This window comes from Streptomyces sp. NBC_00670 (genome assembly GCF_036226765.1).
Lineage (GTDB): Bacteria > Actinomycetota > Actinomycetes > Streptomycetales > Streptomycetaceae > Streptomyces.
The window spans coordinates 1188794-1206989 of sequence record NZ_CP109017.1 but is presented as its reverse complement, the minus strand read 5'-3'; the positions used below and the strand labels follow the sequence as shown (position 1 = coordinate 1206989).

Sequence of the window (18196 nt, the reverse complement as noted above, 5' to 3'; positions counted from 1 at the left end):
ATCCTTGCTCCCGCGCCGCCAGGGACGGCACCGACGTCACTGCCAGGCGAACAGCTGCTCGCCGGCCTTCACGTCACCGCTCTCCCGGACGTCCGAAAGGGACTCCGCCGTGGCCTCCAGCGCCACCACCGGGCACACCGGGGACTTCCCGGCCGCTTCCACGGCCGCCGGGTTCCACCGGACGACGGCCTGGCCGCGCGTCACGGTGTCCCCCTTGTTGACGAGCAGCTCGAAACCCTCGCCATTGAGCTGCACGGTGTCGATGCCCAGGTGGGTCAGGACTCCATGCCCGTCCCCGTCGACCACGACGAAGGCGTGCGGGTGCAGGGAGACGACGACGCCGTCGACGGGAGCGACCGCCTCCGAGGGCTCGCGCACGGGATCGATCGCGGTGCCGGGCCCCACCATCGCCTGGGAGAAGACGGGATCGGGTACTGCGACGAGTCCGATCGCACGCCCTGCGAGAGGGGACGTCACGGTGGTCATGGGGGGCCTCCCGGGGGGTGGAGATGCACAAGAACCGCAGGTCCGCCACGGCTGGAGGGTCCAGGTACGGCGGGCCGGTGAGCAGCGTATGTCATGGGAAGTACGGGTTCCGCAGCAGACGTACGGGTTGGCGCCCCTAGGAGGGCAGCGCAATCGATTTGCGCCCCCTCCACGAACCGCTGTAGAGTTGTACTCCTGCTCGGGGCGATGCGGTGCGACCAAGCGTCCTCACCCGGCAGCAACCAACTCACCAGATCCTATCCCGGGGTCGCTTCCTGCGTGCTCGCAGGGCAGTGGTCAGAAGCCCGGAAAAACGCTGGTAGAGTTGGAAACACCGAAGGGAAGCGCCCGGAGGAAAGCCTGAGAGAGTCTCTCGGGTGAGTACGAAGGAAGCGTCCGTTCCTTGAGAACTCAACAGCGTGCCAAAAGTCAACGCCAGATATGTTGATACCCCGTCTCCAGCATCTGCTGGGGCGAGGTTCCTTTGAAACAAACACAGCGAGGACGCTGTGAACGGCTGGGCTTATTCCGCCTGGCTGTTCCGCTCTCGTGATGTGTGACCGGGGTATCCCGGCAAGCATTCACGGAGAGTTTGATCCTGGCTCAGGACGAACGCTGGCGGCGTGCTTAACACATGCAAGTCGAACGATGAACCACTTCGGTGGGGATTAGTGGCGAACGGGTGAGTAACACGTGGGCAATCTGCCCTGCACTCTGGGACAAGCCCTGGAAACGGGGTCTAATACCGGATACAACCACTGACCGCATGGTCGGGTGGTGGAAAGCTCCGGCGGTGCAGGATGAGCCCGCGGCCTATCAGCTTGTTGGTGAGGTAGTGGCTCACCAAGGCGACGACGGGTAGCCGGCCTGAGAGGGCGACCGGCCACACTGGGACTGAGACACGGCCCAGACTCCTACGGGAGGCAGCAGTGGGGAATATTGCACAATGGGCGAAAGCCTGATGCAGCGACGCCGCGTGAGGGATGACGGCCTTCGGGTTGTAAACCTCTTTCAGCAGGGAAGAAGCGAAAGTGACGGTACCTGCAGAAGAAGCGCCGGCTAACTACGTGCCAGCAGCCGCGGTAATACGTAGGGCGCAAGCGTTGTCCGGAATTATTGGGCGTAAAGAGCTCGTAGGCGGCTTGTCGCGTCGGTTGTGAAAGCCCGGGGCTTAACCCCGGGTCTGCAGTCGATACGGGCAGGCTAGAGTTCGGTAGGGGAGATCGGAATTCCTGGTGTAGCGGTGAAATGCGCAGATATCAGGAGGAACACCGGTGGCGAAGGCGGATCTCTGGGCCGATACTGACGCTGAGGAGCGAAAGCGTGGGGAGCGAACAGGATTAGATACCCTGGTAGTCCACGCCGTAAACGGTGGGCACTAGGTGTGGGCAACATTCCACGTTGTCCGTGCCGCAGCTAACGCATTAAGTGCCCCGCCTGGGGAGTACGGCCGCAAGGCTAAAACTCAAAGGAATTGACGGGGGCCCGCACAAGCGGCGGAGCATGTGGCTTAATTCGACGCAACGCGAAGAACCTTACCAAGGCTTGACATACACCGGAAACGTCCAGAGATGGGCGCCCCCTTGTGGTCGGTGTACAGGTGGTGCATGGCTGTCGTCAGCTCGTGTCGTGAGATGTTGGGTTAAGTCCCGCAACGAGCGCAACCCTTGTCCCGTGTTGCCAGCAGGCCCTTGTGGTGCTGGGGACTCACGGGAGACCGCCGGGGTCAACTCGGAGGAAGGTGGGGACGACGTCAAGTCATCATGCCCCTTATGTCTTGGGCTGCACACGTGCTACAATGGCCGGTACAATGAGCTGCGATACCGTGAGGTGGAGCGAATCTCAAAAAGCCGGTCTCAGTTCGGATTGGGGTCTGCAACTCGACCCCATGAAGTCGGAGTCGCTAGTAATCGCAGATCAGCATTGCTGCGGTGAATACGTTCCCGGGCCTTGTACACACCGCCCGTCACGTCACGAAAGTCGGTAACACCCGAAGCCCGTGGCCCAACCCGCAAGGGAGGGAGCGGTCGAAGGTGGGACTGGCGATTGGGACGAAGTCGTAACAAGGTAGCCGTACCGGAAGGTGCGGCTGGATCACCTCCTTTCTAAGGAGCACTTCTTACCGAGTCCTCCGGGACGAGGTCAGAGGCCAGGATGCGGGCGAACGTCCCGCACTGGTTGCTCATGGGTGGAACGTTGACTACTCGGCACACTTGACCAGCTCTGGTCGCTAGTACTGCTTCGGCGTGGAACGCGAGATGGGGAGGTTGAGGGTGTCGGGCACGCTGTTGGGTGTCTGAGGGCACGGCCGTGAGGCTGGGTCTTCGGGATGCCGGCCCCAGTGCACTCGGGATGTTGTTCCCGGGGTGATGGGTGGTTGGTCGTTGTTTGAGAACTGCACAGTGGACGCGAGCATCTGTGGCCAAGTTTTTAAGGGCGCACGGTGGATGCCTTGGCACCAGGAACCGATGAAGGACGTGGGAGGCCGCGATAGGCCCCGGGGAGTCGTCAACCAGGCTTTGATCCGGGGGTGTCCGAATGGGGAAACCCGGCAGTCGTCATGGGCTGTCACCCTTGCCTGAACACATAGGGCAAGTGGAGGGAACGCGGGGAAGTGAAACATCTCAGTACCCGCAGGAAGAGAAAACAACCGTGATTCCGGGAGTAGTGGCGAGCGAAACCGGATGAGGCCAAACCTTCGACGTGTGAGACCCGGCAGGGGTTGCGTCGTGGGGGTTGTGGGTTCTTTCTTCTGTCGTCTGCCGGCGACAGGACGAGTCAGAAACCGTTGATGTAGGCGAAGGACATGCGAAAGGTCCGGCGTAGAGGGTAAGACCCCCGTAGTCGAAACGTCAGCGGCTCGTTTGGAAGATACCCAAGTAGCACGGGGCCCGAGAAATCCCGTGTGAATCTGGCGGGACCACCCGCTAAGCCTAAATATTCCCTGGTGACCGATAGCGGATAGTACCGTGAGGGAATGGTGAAAAGTACCGCGGGAGCGGAGTGAAATAGTACCTGAAACCGTGTGCCTACAAGCCGTGGGAGCGTCGGACATCGAGGCTTGCCTTGTGTCTCGTGACTGCGTGCCTTTTGAAGAATGAGCCTGCGAGTTTGCGGTGTGTTGCGAGGTTAACCCGGGTGGGGTAGCCGTAGCGAAAGCGAGTCCGAAGAGGGCGTTTTTAGTAGCACGCTCAAGACCCGAAGCGGAGTGATCTAGCCATGGGCAGGTTGAAGCGGCTGTAAGAGGTCGTGGAGGACCGAACCCACCAGGGTTGAAAACCTGGGGGATGACCTGTGGTTAGGGGTGAAAGGCCAATCAAACTCCGTGATAGCTGGTTCTCCCCGAAATGCATTTAGGTGCAGCGTCGTGTGTTTCTTGCCGGAGGTAGAGCACTGGATAGGCGATGGGCCCTACCGGGTTACTGACCTTAGCCAAACTCCGAATGCCGGTAAGTGAGAGCGCGGCAGTGAGACTGTGGGGGATAAGCTCCATGGTCGAGAGGGAAACAGCCCAGAGCATCGACTAAGGCCCCTAAGCGTACGCTAAGTGGGAAAGGATGTGGAGTCGCAGAGACAACCAGGAGGTTGGCTTAGAAGCAGCCACCCTTGAAAGAGTGCGTAATAGCTCACTGGTCTAGTGATTCCGCGCCGACAATGTAGCGGGGCTCAAGCGTACCGCCGAAGTCGTGTCATTGCGATATGTACCCCCAACGGGGATCGTGATGGGTAGGGGAGCGTCGTCTGCCGGGTGAAGCAGCACCGGAAGGTAGTTGTGGACGGTTGACGAGTGAGAATGCAGGCATGAGTAGCGATTCACACGTGGGAAACGTGTGCGCCGATTGACTAAGGGTTCCTGGGTCAAGCTGATCTGCCCAGGGTAAGTCGGGACCTAAGGCGAGGCCGACAGGCGTAGTCGATGGATAACCGGTTGATATTCCGGTACCCGCTGTGGAGCGTCAAACATCGAGCATCGTGATGCTAAGGCCGTGAAGCCGCCGGGTGCGTCTTCGGACAATCTCGGAGTGGTGGAGCCGCCGGCCCAAGCGGTTAGTAGGTGAGTGATGGGGTGACGCAGGAAGGTAGTCCATCCCGGGCGGTGGTTGTCCCGGGGTAAGGGTGTAGGCCGGACGGTAGGTAAATCCGCCGTTCATGGGGCTGAGACCTGATGCCGAGCCGATTGTGGTGAAGTGGATGATCCTATGCTGTCGAGAAAAGCCTCTAGCGAGTTTCATGGCGGCCCGTACCCTAAACCGACTCAGGTGGTCTGGTAGAGAATACCGAGGCGTTCGGGTGAACTATGGTTAAGGAACTCGGCAAAATGCCCCCGTAACTTCGGGAGAAGGGGGGCCACACCTGGTGATCCGTCTTGCACGGTGAGCTGGGGGTGGCCGCAGAGACCAGCGAGAAGCGACTGTTTACTAAAAACACAGGTCCGTGCGAAGCCGTAAGGCGATGTATACGGACTGACGCCTGCCCGGTGCTGGAACGTTAAGGGGACCGGTTAGCTCACTTTCGGGTGGGCGAAGCTGAGAACTTAAGCGCCAGTAAACGGCGGTGGTAACTATAACCATCCTAAGGTAGCGAAATTCCTTGTCGGGTAAGTTCCGACCTGCACGAATGGCGTAACGACTTCTCGACTGTCTCAACCATAGGCCCGGTGAAATTGCACTACGAGTAAAGATGCTCGTTTCGCGCAGCAGGACGGAAAGACCCCGGGACCTTTACTACAGTTTGATATTGGTGTTCGGTTCGGCTTGTGTAGGATAGCTGGGAGACTGTGAACATCGGACGCCAGTTCGGTGGGAGTCGTCGTTGAAATACCAGTCTGGTCGTGCTGGATGTCTAACCTGGGTCCGTGATCCGGATCAGGGACAGTGTCTGATGGGTAGTTTAACTGGGGCGGTTGCCTCCTAAAGGGTAACGGAGGCGCCCAAAGGTTCCCTCAGCCTGGTTGGTAATCAGGTGGTGAGTGTAAGTGCACAAGGGAGCTTGACTGTGAGACCGACGGGTCGAGCAGGGACGAAAGTCGGGACTAGTGATCCGGCGGTGGCTTGTGGAAGCGCCGTCGCTCAACGGATAAAAGGTACCCCGGGGATAACAGGCTGATCTTCCCCAAGAGTCCATATCGACGGGATGGTTTGGCACCTCGATGTCGGCTCGTCGCATCCTGGGGCTGGAGTCGGTCCCAAGGGTTGGGCTGTTCGCCCATTAAAGCGGTACGCGAGCTGGGTTTAGAACGTCGTGAGACAGTTCGGTCCCTATCCGCTGCGCGCGTAGGAGTCTTGAGAAGGGCTGTCCCTAGTACGAGAGGACCGGGACGGACGAACCTCTGGTGTGCCAGTTGTTCTGCCAAGGGCATGGCTGGTTGGCTACGTTCGGGAGGGATAACCGCTGAAAGCATCTAAGCGGGAAGCCTGCTTCGAGATGAGGACTCCCACCCACTTGATGGGGTAAGGCTCCCAGTAGACGACTGGGTTGATAGGCCAGATATGGAAGCACTGCAAGGTGTGGAGTTGACTGGTACTAATAGGCCGAGGGCTTGTCCTCAGTTGCTCGCGTCCACTGTGTTGGTTCTGAAACCACGAACAACCGCTGCCATGTGAATGGTGTGCCGGGTTGTGTGTTTCATAGTGTTTCGGTGGTCATAGCGTAGGGGAAACGCCCGGTTACATTCCGAACCCGGAAGCTAAGCCTTACAGCGCCGATGGTACTGCAGGGGGGACCCTGTGGGAGAGTAGGACACCGCCGAACAATACGTGTAGAAATCCCCCGTGCCGGTCGGCACGGGGGATTTCTACGTTTGCGGTGTATTCGGTGAGGCTCTGTCGTCCCGTGCGACCGCCGCCGGCACCCCTCCGCTCCGCCGTTCGATCCTGCCGGGTAAGGTCAGGTGGCATCGTTGGCACATTTCCTCAGGAGGCCCCCGGGTGGAGGTCCAGGAGACCCGCGTTCAGACGGACCGGGTCCTCACCATCCCGAACATCCTCAGCATGGCGCGACTCGTCGGGGTACCGCTCTTCCTGTGGCTGATCCTCCGGCCCGAGTTCGGCGGCCCCGAGAGTGACGGCTGGGCGCTGCTCGTCCTCGCCTTCAGCGGCGTCAGCGACTACCTGGACGGCAAGCTCGCCCGGCGCTGGAACCAGATCAGCAGCCTTGGCCGGCTCCTCGACCCCGCGGCCGACCGGCTGTACATCCTGTCGACGCTCGTCGGACTCACCTGGCGCGAGATCCTGCCACTCTGGCTCACCTGTGTGCTGCTGGCGCGCGAGCTCGTGCTGCTGGTCATGGTGGGTGTCCTCAGGCGGCACGGCTATCCGCCGCCGCAGGTGAACTTCCTGGGCAAGGCGGCCACCTTCAACCTGATGTACGCCTTCCCGCTGCTCCTCCTCAGTGACGGAAGTGGATGGCTCCCCTCACTCGCAGCCATTTTCGGATGGGCGTTCGCAGGGTGGGGTACAACCCTGTATTGGTGGGCAGGAGTCCTCTACGTGGTACAGGTCCGCCGCCTTGTCCGTGCGGACGCCATGGCCGATTGAGCTCGCCGGTTGTACGGCCTGAAGTGGCTCGTTGGCCCGCGTCGTAAATGTGCGGGACAATTAGGACGGGTGAAGTCGGCCAACCGTCGTCTCTTGAGGAGGACGCTTCCGACATGAAGGCCGTCGTGATGGCCGGAGGCGAAGGCACGCGCCTTCGCCCCATGACCTCGAGCATGCCCAAGCCGCTCCTGCCCGTGGCGAATCGCCCGATCATGGAGCATGTGCTGCGGTTGCTCAAAAGGCATGGGCTGAACGAGACCGTAGTCACCGTGCAGTTCTTGGCCTCGTTGGTCAAGAACTACTTCGGGGACGGCGAAGAGCTCGGCATGGAGCTCACCTATGCCAACGAGGAGAAGCCGCTCGGTACGGCGGGCAGCGTCAAGAACGCCGAAGAGGCGTTGAAGGACGACGCGTTCCTCGTCATCTCCGGTGATGCCCTCACGGATTTCGACCTCACCGATCTGATCAACTTCCACAAGGAAAAGGGCGCGCTCGTCACCGTCTGTCTGACGCGTGTGCCCAATCCGCTGGAATTCGGCATCACGATCGTCGACGAGGAGGGCAAGGTCGAGCGCTTCCTCGAGAAGCCGACCTGGGGACAGGTGTTCTCCGACACCGTCAACACCGGCATTTACGTCATGGAGCCGGAGGTCTTCGACTACGTCGAGGCCGATGTGTCCGTCGACTGGTCCGGTGACGTCTTCCCGCAGCTGATGAAGGAGGGCAAGCCGATCTACGGCTATGTCGCCGAGGGTTACTGGGAGGACGTCGGCACCCACGAGAGCTATGTGAAGGCCCAGGCCGATGTGCTCGAGGGAAAGGTCGACGTCGAACTCGACGGGTTCGAGATCTCTCCCGGTGTCTGGGTGGCCGAGGGTGCCGAGGTGCATCCCGACGCCGTGCTGCGGGGACCGCTCTACATCGGCGACTACGCCAAGGTCGAGGCCGGCGCCGAAATCCGGGAACACACCGTCGTCGGCTCCAACGTGGTCGTCAAGAGCGGTGCCTTCCTGCACAAGGCGGTCGTCCACGACAACGTCTACATCGGGCAGCACAGCAATCTGCGCGGCTGTGTGGTCGGCAAGAACACCGACATCATGCGGGCTGCCCGGATCGAGGACGGCGCGGTCATCGGTGACGAGTGCCTGATCGGTGAGGAATCGATCGTCCAGGGCAATGTGCGCGTCTACCCGTTCAAGACGATCGAGGCGGGCGCGTTCGTCAACACCTCGGTGATCTGGGAGTCCCGCGGGCAGGCGCATCTCTTCGGGGCCCGCGGTGTCTCCGGTGTGCTGAACGTGGAGATCACCCCCGAGCTGGCCGTGCGGCTGGCCGGTGCCTATGCGACGACCCTGAAGAAGGGGTCGACCGTCACCACCGCGCGTGACCACTCCCGTGGCGCCCGTGCGCTCAAGCGGGCCGTCATCTCCGCGCTCCAGGCCAGCGCCATCGACGTACGCGACCTGGAGAACGTGCCGCTGCCCGTGGCCCGGCAGCAGACCGCCAGAGGCAGTGCCGGCGGCATCATGATCCGGACCACGCCCGGGGTGCCCGACTCCGTCGACATCATGTTCTTCGACAGCCAGGGTGCCGACCTGTCCCAGGGCAGTCAGCGCAAGCTCGACCGGGTGTTCGCGCGCCAGGAGTACCGGCGGGCGTTCCCCGGGGAGATCGGCGATCTGCACTTCCCGTCCAGCGTCTTCGACTCGTACACCGGGTCGCTGTTGCGGAACGTCGACACCACCGGGATCGCCGAGTCCGGGCTGAAGGTCGTCGTGGACGCCTCCAACGGCAGCGCCGGACTCGTGCTGCCGAGCCTGCTCGGCAAGCTCGGTGTCGACTCGCTGACCATCAACCCCGGTCTCGACGAGTCCCGGCCCACCGAGACCGCAGACATGCGGCGCTCGGGGCTGGTACGGCTCGGGGAGATCGTGGCCTCCTCGCGGGCCGCGTTCGGTGTGCGGTTCGACCCGGTGGGCGAGCGGCTGTCGCTCGTCGACGAGAAGGGCCGCATCGTCGAGGACGACCGTGCGCTGCTGGTGATGCTCGACCTGGTGGCCGCCGAGCGGCGCAGCGGGCGCGTGGCGCTGCCGGTGACCACCACGCGGATCGCCGAGCAGGTGGCCGCGTACCACGGCACGCAGGTGGAGTGGACGACGACCTCGCCCGACGACCTCACCCGGGTCGGGCGCGAGGACCAGACCATCTTCGGCGGCGACGGCCGGGGCGCGTTCATCGTGCCGGAGTTCAGCAGCGTGTTCGACGGCACGGCCGCCTTCGTACGGCTCATCGGGCTCGTGGCGCGTACCCAGCTCACGCTCAGCCAGATCGACGCGCGCATTCCGCGGGCGCATGTGCTCAGGCGTGACCTGGCCACCCCGTGGGCCGTCAAGGGTCTGGTCATGCGCCGGGTGGTCGAGGCGGCCGGCGACCGCTCCGTGGACACCACGGACGGTGTGCGGGTCGTGGAGAGTGACGGCCGCTGGGTGATGGTGCTGCCCGACCCGGCCGAGGCAGTCACGCACCTGTGGGCCGAGGGTCCCGACGACGCCTCCGCGCAGGCCCTGCTCGACGAGTGGTCGGCGATCGTCGACAGCGCGGGCCGCTGACCCGCCGGAGGGTGTGAGGACGTACCGCACGGCCACCCGCGTGCCGGACAAGTGCCCCCAAGGGGGCCTGTCCGGCACGCGGGTGGGGCCATTCGGAGGTACGGCGGACGACGTGCGACGATGTGCGGCATGCCGCAGCCACCCCCCGTTCGGCGGACAGTGACGCGTCCCTCGCGTCCGGACGCCTCCATGTCGTTGCTCACCAACGTCATGGACCACAGCCTCGACGACGGCTATGCCGAGGCCGCCGCCCGGAGGCGGGCCGAGGGCGCCGGCGGCATGCCGAAGACGGTGCGGGCCCGGCTCGGGCTCGCGGCCGGACTCGTCCTCGCGGCACTGGTCGTGACCGTCGGCGCGGCCCAGGCACGGGTCGCCGCCCCCACGGTCGCCAAGGAGCGTCAGGAACTCATCGACCGCATCGACCGCGAGACCGACGCGGCGGACACGCTGGAGACCAAGGTCGACGCCCTGCGGGACGACGTGGGCGACCGGCAGCGGCAGGCACTGAAGTCCAGCGGTGGCGGTGACGGGGCCGATCTGGTGGGCATCCTGTCGGGCGCCGTCGAAGTGCACGGCCCCGGCGTCAAGCTCGTCGTGAACGACGCCAAGGAGGCGTCCGGCGGTGGCAACGGGGACCCGCGCCAGACCTCCGGCTTCTCCGACACCGGGCGCGTCCGTGACCGCGACATGCAGCGCGTGGTCAACGGGCTGTGGCAGTCCGGCGCGGAGGCGATCACCGTCAACGGGCAGCGTCTGACGGCGCTGTCCGCGATCAGGGCGGCCGGGGACGCCATACTCGTCGACAACAGGCCGCTGGTGCCGCCGTACACGGTGCTCGCGGTGGGGGACGGCGAGCGGCTGAGCCGCAGGTTCCAGGACAGTGCCGACGGGCTGTATCTGCATGCCCTGCAGGAGAACTACGGGATCCGGACGGCCATCTCCACCCAGAAGGACCTCCGGCTGCCCGCGGCGCCGAGCGTGATCGTGAGAACGGCGCAGCCGAGCACCAAGAACGCGGAACCGAGCACCAAGAACACCGGGAAGGGCACATCGTGATCGCCGTACTGGGCCTCGTCGTGGGAGTCGTGGCCGGCCTGTTGGTCCGGCCCGAGGTGCCGGCGGCCGTCGAGCCGTATCTGCCCATCGCGGTCGTCGCCGCGCTGGACGCCGTGTTCGGCGGATTGCGGGCCATGCTCGACGGCATCTTCGACGACAAGGTCTTCGTGGTGTCGTTCCTGTCCAACGTGGTCGTGGCCGCGCTGATCGTCTTTCTGGGCGACAAGCTGGGTGTGGGCGCGCAGCTCTCCACCGGCGTCGTGGTCGTCCTCGGCATCCGCATCTTCTCCAACGCCGCCGCGATCCGCCGGCACGTTTTTCGGGCGTGAGGCCGATGCACGACGACAGCGACGAGAGCGACAAGAGCCGCGACACCGGGGGCGGTGCGCCGCGCGAGATCCGCGGCGCCGCGCCGCACCATCTGCGTGCGGAACTGCCCCAGGAGGTCCGTCCGGTACCGGCCGAGAGCGGTCCTGCCCGGTACTCGCCGCCGCCCCGGCAGCCGGCCCAGCAGCCCTCGGAGCCCGCCAGGGGCGATGGCGGCGGCAAAGGCGGCGATCCGTCACTGACGGGCCGTCAGCGACTGCTCAAGGGGCTCTGGCCGCCGCGGCTCACCCGCGCGCAACTCATCGTGGCGCTGCTCCTGTTCGGCCTCGGCTTCGGCCTCGCCGTCCAGGTCGCCTCCAACAGTGACAGCGACAGCGCGCTGCGCGGCGCCCGCCAGGAGGACCTGGTCCGTATCCTCGATGAACTCGACGACCGCACGCAGCGTCTTGAGGACGAGAAGCAGGGTCTCGAGGACCAGCGGACCGAGCTGGAGAACAGCTCGGACCAGGCGGAGGAGGCGCGCAAGCAGACGGCCGAGAAGGAGAAGCAACTCGGCATCCTGGCGGGCACGGTGGCCGCGCAGGGACCCGGCATCACCATGACCATCGAGGACACGAAGGGGACGGTCGAGGCGGACATGCTGCTCGACGCGATCCAGGAGCTGCGTGCGGCGGGCGCGGAGGCCATCCAGGTCGACGACGTCCGGGTGGTCGCCGACACCTATCTCTCGGACTCGGGCAAGGGGATCGCCGTCGACGGGAACAAGATCAACGGTCCCTATCGTTTCAAGGTCATCGGCAAGCCGCAGGACCTCGAGCCGGCGCTCAACATCCCCGGAGGCGTGGTGCAGACCCTGGAGAAGGAGCAGGCCACGGTCACCGTGGAGCGTTCGACGAAGATCGTTGTGGACGCCTTGCGAGCCGCGGAGCGGCCTGACTACGCTCGGTCGACCTCGCAGTGAGGCGGGGGCGCATGGGGAGCGTGCGGCGAGGGCATGAGCTTGCGGGGGGTCGACGCACCGAATGGCGGGTGCGTGGTGGAAACTGTCTGGTGGATACGGACGTTGTGAGGATGTCCGGGTCGACCGGTGTGTTCAATCAGGGTTCGTCCTGCCCCACGGGCGGGTCTGTTTCGGTCAAGGGGAATCGCCCGTGAAGTTGTTTGCGAAGTTGTTCGGCAAGAGCGCGCGAGAGGGCAGCGACAACGCGACCGCCCGTCATCGCGCACAGCCGCAGGAAGCGGAGCGTCCGCTCTTCCGCGATCAGGTCGCGGGTCAGGGTGGTGGCGTTTCGGGAGGTCAGGGCGCGTCGTCTGTTGACCCTGCCGCTTCCGGACGCATAGGTTTCGGGGATCCGTCGACCTCAGGTGCGGGTGGCGGCTTCGGCGCCGGCCCGTACGCGTCCCAAGCCCCTGGTGGGCAGCCGCGGCAGGAGGATCCGTCCATGTCGGCCCTGGTGTGTACGAGGTGCGGCAACCGCAACGCGGAGAACAGCCGCTTCTGCTCCAACTGCGGCGCGCCGCTGCGGGCCGGCGCGGTCCCGGAGCGTCCGTCGGAGACGACGTCCACGATCTCCATCTCCGGCCTCGAGGCCTACGACGCCGAGACCACCGGCCAGACGCAGATGCCGACGCTGTCGCCCGAGGCGCAGGCCGCGGTCGACGCGCTGCCGCTCGGCTCGGCGCTGCTTGTGGTGCGCCGCGGGCCCAACTCGGGCAGCCGCTTCCTGCTCGACAGCGAGCTGACCACGGCGGGCCGCCATCCGCAGAGCGACATCTTCCTGGACGACGTGACGGTCTCGCGTCGCCATGTGGAGTTCCGCCGCACGCCGGAGGGCACGTTCACGGTCGCCGACGTCGGCAGCCTCAACGGCACCTACGTCAACCGTGAGCGCATCGACCAGGTCGCGCTCGCCAACGGCGACGAGGTGCAGATCGGCAAGTACCGGCTGGTCTTCTACGCGAGCCAGCGGGGCATCTGAGCCTCCCCGGGTCCCGGGCCCGGGGAGAGACCGGGGAAGGCCCATGCCTCACACACCGAGTGGCGGTGCCGGCGGCGGCACCGCCGCCGCGGACCGCGGGCTGATGAGCATCGGCACGGTGCTCAACGTGCTGCGCGAGGAGTTCCCCGAGGTCACCGTCTCCAAGATCCGGTTCCTGGAGGCGGAAGGGCTCGTCGAGCCGCAGCGGACCCCCTCCGGATACCGCCAGTTCACCGTCGGCGACGTCGAGCGCCTCGGGCACGTCCTGCGGATGCAGCGGGACCACTACCTGCCGCTGAAGGTGATCCGCGAACACCTCGACGCCCGCGAACGCGGCGAGGAGGTCCGCATCCCGTTCCCGGGCCGGTCCCGTGAGGCCGGTGACGGGGAGCGGCTGGAGGACCTGCTCGCCGAGCCGGAGCCGCCCGCCGCCGCCCGCCTCGGCCGCGAGGAGCTGCTCGCCGCCGCGGAGATCGCCGAGGAGCAGTTGACGGAGTGGGAGTCGTACGGCCTGCTCGCGCCGCTGCCGGACGGCACGTACGACGCCGAGGCCGCCACCGTCGCCACTCTGGTGGTGGAGCTGGGCCGGTTCGGCATCGAGCCGCGGCATCTGCGGGTGATGAAGGCCGCCGCCGACCGTGAGGCCGGTCTCGTCGACCAGGTGGTGGCCCCGCTGCGCCGCCACCGCAATCCGCAGACCAGGGCGCACGCGGAAGCGCGTACCAAGGAACTGGCGGGTCTCGCGGTGAAACTCCACGCCGCGCTGGTGCAGACGGCGCTGGGCATACGCCTGCCCTGACCCGGTCGCGGGCCCGCGCTGCGCCCGCCGTGAGCGGCGTCACGGCCCGCTGTTCGCCGAGGGCGGATACCCGCCCCGATCCCGCCTCGACTACCCAAACGTCCCGCCGTCGGCCTAGGGTTGCTGTGTGAACGAGCTCGATGTCGTAGGTGTCCGGGTCGAAATGCCCTCCAACCAGCCGATCGTGCTCCTGCGTGAAGTGGGGGGCGACCGCTACCTCCCCATCTGGATCGGCCCCGGGGAGGCGACGGCCATCGCCTTCGCCCAGCAGGGCATGGCCCCCGCGCGGCCGCTGACCCACGACCTGTTCAAGGACGTGCTGGAAGCCGTCGGCCAGGAGCTCACGGAGGTGCGCATCACGGATCTGCGTGACGGCGTCTTCTACGCGGAGCTGGTGTTCGCCAGCGGGGTCGAGGTGAGCGCGCGGCCGTCCGACGCCATAGCGCTGGCCCTGCGCACCGGCACCCCGATCTACGGGAGCGACGGCGTGCTCGACGACGCGGGCATCGCGATCCCGGACGAGCAGGAGGACGAGGTCGAGAAGTTCCGCGAGTTCCTCGACCAGATCTCACCCGAGGACTTCGGCACCAGCAGCCAGTGATCCCGTCGGCTCCCGCGAGGGGCCTGCCGCCCCGGCGCACAGGGGGCGCATGACGGCGCACGAAAGGCGCACAAGGGCATTCGGCTAGCCTTTCCCCGCGGAAGGGCGCGGGAAACCACTCCCAGGGTGATTATCACTCGGCGTGCCGAGTGTGGCGATCGTTGACGCACCCCTGGTGACTGCCTACCGTCGAGAAGGCAGGTCAAGGACGGAGGTCGGCGTGAGAAGCAGCGGCGACGGTACGGCTGGGGGTGCCCCCGGACGCATTCCGGGGGAGAGCGGCCGGTATGTGCTTCGCGCCGGTGCGCCCGGCCACGCGCCGTCGCGCCCCCTTCCGGTGCCGCACGGGCAGGCCGTTTCCGCCGCCCCGGCCGACCCCGCGGGTCCGACCGACCCGGCGGAGCGGATCGGTTATCGGGGGCCCACGGCCTGCGCCGCCGCCGGCATCACCTACCGCCAGCTCGACTACTGGGCCCGGACCGGGCTCGTCGAGCCGAGCGTGCGGCCCGCGCACGGTTCGGGCAGCCAGCGGCTGTACAGTTTCCGCGACGTCGTCGTGCTGAAGATCGTCAAACGTTTCCTCGACACCGGGGTTTCCCTGCAGAACATCCGCACCGCCGTCCAGCACCTGCGGGAACAGGGGCTGCGGGACCTCGAGCGCGTGACGCTGATGAGCGACGGGGCGACGGTCTACGAGTGCACGTCGCCCGACGAGGTGCACGCGCTGCTCCAGGGCGGGCAGGGCATCTTCGGCATCGCCGTCGGAGTGGTCTGGCGGGACGTCGAGGGGGCCCTCTCCCAGCTGCACGGCGAACGCGTCGACACGGGCGAGACGCTGGTGGGGGCGCACCCGGCGGACGAGCTGGCGCGGCGCCGGAACCGGGCGGTCTGAGACCGCGACGGGAGCGCCGCCGAACGGCATGTTCTGGCGGTTTCCCCTGCGCCCGGCGGGGCGCGGACCGTGCGCGCCGCCGCGTCGCCGGTCCGCGTTGTCAGTGGTGTGGTGCAGCATCGGAGATGTGCGAAGCGCGCCCACGATCCTGCATCTCGACATGGATGCCTTCTACGCCTCGGCGGAGCAGGCAGCCAAACCCAGCCTGCGCGGAAAGGCCGTCGTCGTGGGCGGCCTCGGGCCGCGCGGGGTGGTGGCCACGGCGTCCTACGAGGCGCGGGTCTTCGGGGTCCACTCGGCGATGCCCATGGGACAGGCGCGGCGGCTCGCTCCGCACGCCGCCTACCTGGTGCCCCGCTTCGGCTTCTACCGCGCCATCAGCGACCAGGTCATGGGGCTGCTGCGCGCCCTCTCACCGCTGGTGGAGCCGCTCAGCCTGGACGAGGCCTTCGTCGACCTGGAGGCCGGGGGAGTCGCCTGGGACGAGGAGTCGGCGCGGCTGGCCGGGGTGAAGCTGCGCGCCGACATCAAGGCGGTCACCGGGCTGACGGGCTCGGTGGGGCTGGCCGCCTCCAAGATGCTCGCCAAGATCGGCTCCGAACAGGCCAAGCCGGACGGCCTGGTGATGATCCGGCCGGGCACCGAGCGGGCCCTGCTCGGCCCGATGTCCGTGCGCACGCTGCCCGGCGTCGGCCCCGCCACCGGGGACCATCTGCGGCGCGGCGGGATCACGACCGTCGAGGAGATCGCCGAGGCCGGGGAGGCGGAGCTGATCCGGCTCCTCGGCAAGGCGCACGGACAGTCGCTGTACGCCATGGCGCTCGCGCGCGACGAACGGCCGGTGGTGGCCGAGCGGGACACGAAGTCGGTCTCCGTGGAGGACACGTACGACGTCGACATCCACGACCGGGTACGGGTCCGTACGGAGGTGACGCGGCTCGCGGAGCGGTGCGTACGGCGGCTGCGGGAGGCGGGGCTCTCGGGGCGCACCATCGTGCTGAAGGTGCGGCGGTACGACTTTTCCACGCTGACCCGCTCCGAGACCCTGCGCGGGCCCACGGACGACCCGGCGGTGGTGCGCGAGGCGGCCGGGCGGCTGCTGGAGTCGGTGGACACGACCGGTGGCGTACGGCTGCTCGGGGTCGGGGTCAGCGGACTCGCCGACTACACGCAGGAGGACCTGTTCGCGCAGGCGCATCTGGAGGCCGGGGGGACTGCCGCGCCGCCGGAGGAAACGGGGCGGGACGCGGGGCCCGGGGAACCCGGCGGGGCGCCGCCGGGAGCGGACGACGACGCGGTGCGTGGAGAGCCCGCCGGAGCGGCGGAACGGCACTGGCGGCCCGGCCAGGACGTGACGCACGCCGAACTCGGGCCCGGGTGGGTGCAGGGCAGCGGGCTGGGGCGAGTGACCGTACGGTTCGAGACGCCGCAGTCCGCGCCGGGGCGGGTGCGTACGTTCCGGGCGGAGGACGCCGACCTCCAGCCGGCGGATCCGCTGCCGCTGATTTCCGCGCCGGGCCCGGGCTACGCCGGCCCGCCGCGGCGGATACCCGCGGCGAACCCGGGGGCTCCCGGCCCCGGCACGGACCCGCAGGGCTCCGGCGTCGGGGCGCGGGAGCACGGCGTCGATGCGCAGGGCCCCGGCGTCAAGGTGCAGGACTACGACATCGAGCCGCAGGGCCCCGGCGTCGAGGCGCAGGACCACGACACCGAGGCGCGGAAGCGCGGCGTCGATGCGCAGGGCCCCGGCACCGAGCCGCCTGGCCCCGACACTGAGCTGCGGAAGCGCGACACCGAGCCGCAGGAACCCGGCGTCGAGCCGCAGGAGCCCGGCGTCGAGCCGCATGGTTCAGGTGGCGTCATGCGCGCGGGCGTGGCCCAGCCGTCTCGCTCCGACGCCGAGGCGGGCGGAGGGGTTGCTGGAGCGGGCCCGGGCCCGGGCGCTGCCGAGGCCGGCGGTTCGGGCGCCGATGTCCACACGGGCGTCGGCGAGGCGCACGGCCCCGGCAGCGGGACGGGCGGGGGCAGCCCCGGCGCCAGGACGGGCGGGGGCGCCGTCGAGCCCCGTGGCTCCGGCGTCGTTGTACGTGGGGGTGCCGTCGAGCTCCCTGGCTCCGGCGCCGATGTCCGTGGCGGCGCGACGGGGGCCGGTGCCGACGCGTCCCGTGCCGACCGCCGGCCCCGGCGCGGCCGGAAGGCTCAGGACGCCTCGTCCGTGCCCGCCAGTTCGTCCGCCGGTGCCGGGAGGGCGCCGTCGGCGCCCTCGCCGACCTCCGCTCCGTCCCTGCCTCCCGCCACTCGGCCGAACGAGTGGTCCGGCGCCGGGGGAGGGGCGGCGGCGTCGAGTCCGTAGTGGTGGTAGAGCTGCAGTTCCTGCTCGGGGGAGAGGTGGCGGCCGACGCCGAAGTCCGGGGCGTCCCTGATCAAGGCGCGCTCGAAGGGGACGCGGAGGGTGCCGTCCTCCAGCGCGCTGGGGCCCAGCGGCACGAACGCGTCCCGGGAGAAGAGGCCGGTGCGTATGGCGGCCCACTCCGGGAGCCCGGTGGCGTCGTCGAGGTAGACCTCGTCGATCGTGCCGATCTTGGCGCCCTTGCGGTCGAACGCCTTGCGGCCGATCAGATTGCGCGGATCGATGTCGGTCTGCACGGTCCCGTCCCTCCTGGCGGTGCGTGTCGGAAACACCACGAAACGGCATCATCCGGGAGGCGGCCACTCGGCAACCGGTCCGAAGGACCCGCTGGTAGGCTGGTGAGCGGCCGTCGACCCCGCGCGGGAGAGCCCTCCGGAGACGATCCGGGGGCGCCGAAGGAGCAACTCCTCCCCGGAATCTCTCAGGCACCCGTACCGCGCGGACGAGGTCACTCTGGAAAGCAGAGCGGGTATCGACGGTGTCCGCTCTCACCGACGGTGA

Annotated in this window: 10 protein-coding genes, 3 rRNA genes, 2 pseudogenes and 1 riboswitch; of the genes and pseudogenes, 13 read left to right on the top strand and 2 right to left on the bottom strand. The window is 67.1% G+C overall.

What is annotated here, in order from left to right; all coding sequences use genetic code 11:
- Positions 1-36 precede the first annotated feature (36 nt).
- Positions 37-486 (bottom strand): PTS sugar transporter subunit IIA, encoded by a 450-nt coding sequence (locus tag OIE12_RS05310; RefSeq protein ID WP_329132241.1) that lies wholly within the window; start codon positions 484-486, stop codon positions 37-39.
- A gap of 580 nt (positions 487-1066) precedes the next feature.
- Here OIE12_RS05310 and OIE12_RS05305 point away from each other — a divergent pair.
- The 13 genes and pseudogenes from OIE12_RS05305 to OIE12_RS05245 all read left to right on the top strand — a co-directional run.
- Positions 1067-2591: ribosomal RNA gene (locus OIE12_RS05305) — 16S ribosomal RNA — on the top strand.
- Between the two features lie 315 nt (positions 2592-2906).
- Positions 2907-6033 (top strand): 23S ribosomal RNA (locus tag OIE12_RS05300).
- 87 nt (positions 6034-6120) lie between these two features.
- A 5S ribosomal RNA gene (gene rrf / locus OIE12_RS05295) occupies positions 6121-6237 on the top strand.
- The 16S, 23S and 5S rRNA genes sit together here, the layout of an rRNA operon.
- Positions 6238-6413: 176 nt before the next feature.
- Complete coding sequence (locus tag OIE12_RS05290; protein WP_329132239.1) at positions 6414-7022, top strand: CDP-alcohol phosphatidyltransferase family protein; 609 nt, start codon at positions 6414-6416, stop codon at positions 7020-7022.
- Positions 7023-7135: 113 nt separating this feature from the next.
- Positions 7136-9631, top strand: a complete 2496-nt coding sequence (locus tag OIE12_RS05285) for a mannose-1-phosphate guanyltransferase (RefSeq protein ID WP_030380898.1) — start codon at positions 7136-7138, stop codon at positions 9629-9631.
- A 120-nt stretch (positions 9632-9751) separates the two neighbouring features.
- Positions 9752-10687, top strand: a complete 936-nt coding sequence (locus OIE12_RS05280) for a DUF881 domain-containing protein (RefSeq protein ID WP_329132236.1) — start codon at positions 9752-9754, stop codon at positions 10685-10687.
- A complete protein-coding gene (locus OIE12_RS05275; RefSeq protein ID WP_003977440.1) occupies positions 10684-11016 on the top strand; it encodes a small basic family protein in 333 nt (110 codons plus the stop codon). Before OIE12_RS05280 ends, OIE12_RS05275 begins: the two co-directional genes overlap by 4 nt.
- A gap of 5 nt (positions 11017-11021) precedes the next feature.
- Positions 11022-11975: a DUF881 domain-containing protein gene (locus OIE12_RS05270; RefSeq protein WP_329141736.1), complete on the top strand. Its 954-nt coding sequence runs from the start codon at positions 11022-11024 to the stop codon at positions 11973-11975.
- A 61-nt stretch (positions 11976-12036) separates the two neighbouring features.
- The gene (locus tag OIE12_RS05265; RefSeq protein WP_329132233.1) at positions 12037-12993 is read left to right on the top strand and encodes an FHA domain-containing protein; all 957 of its coding nucleotides are present in this window, start codon (positions 12037-12039) and stop codon (positions 12991-12993) included.
- Positions 12994-13036: 43 nt separating this feature from the next.
- The gene (gene ftsR, locus OIE12_RS05260; protein WP_329132231.1) at positions 13037-13792 is read left to right on the top strand and encodes a transcriptional regulator FtsR; all 756 of its coding nucleotides are present in this window, start codon (positions 13037-13039) and stop codon (positions 13790-13792) included.
- 127 nt (positions 13793-13919) lie between these two features.
- The gene (locus OIE12_RS05255; protein ID WP_006144119.1) at positions 13920-14393 is read left to right on the top strand and encodes a bifunctional nuclease family protein; all 474 of its coding nucleotides are present in this window, start codon (positions 13920-13922) and stop codon (positions 14391-14393) included.
- Positions 14394-14613: 220 nt separating this feature from the next.
- A complete protein-coding gene (locus OIE12_RS05250) occupies positions 14614-15285 on the top strand; it encodes a MerR family transcriptional regulator (RefSeq protein WP_329132229.1) in 672 nt (223 codons plus the stop codon).
- Between the two features lie 127 nt (positions 15286-15412).
- Positions 15413-16897, top strand: a pseudogene (locus OIE12_RS05245) (DNA polymerase IV); the annotation flags it as partial.
- 668 nt (positions 16898-17565) lie between these two features.
- Here the strand turns inward: OIE12_RS05245 and OIE12_RS05240 are convergent.
- Positions 17566-17931: pseudogene (locus OIE12_RS05240) on the bottom strand (PRC-barrel domain-containing protein); the annotation flags it as partial.
- 114 nt (positions 17932-18045) lie between these two features.
- Positions 18046-18142: riboswitch (glycine riboswitch) on the top strand.
- The last annotated feature ends 54 nt before the right edge of the window (positions 18143-18196 follow it).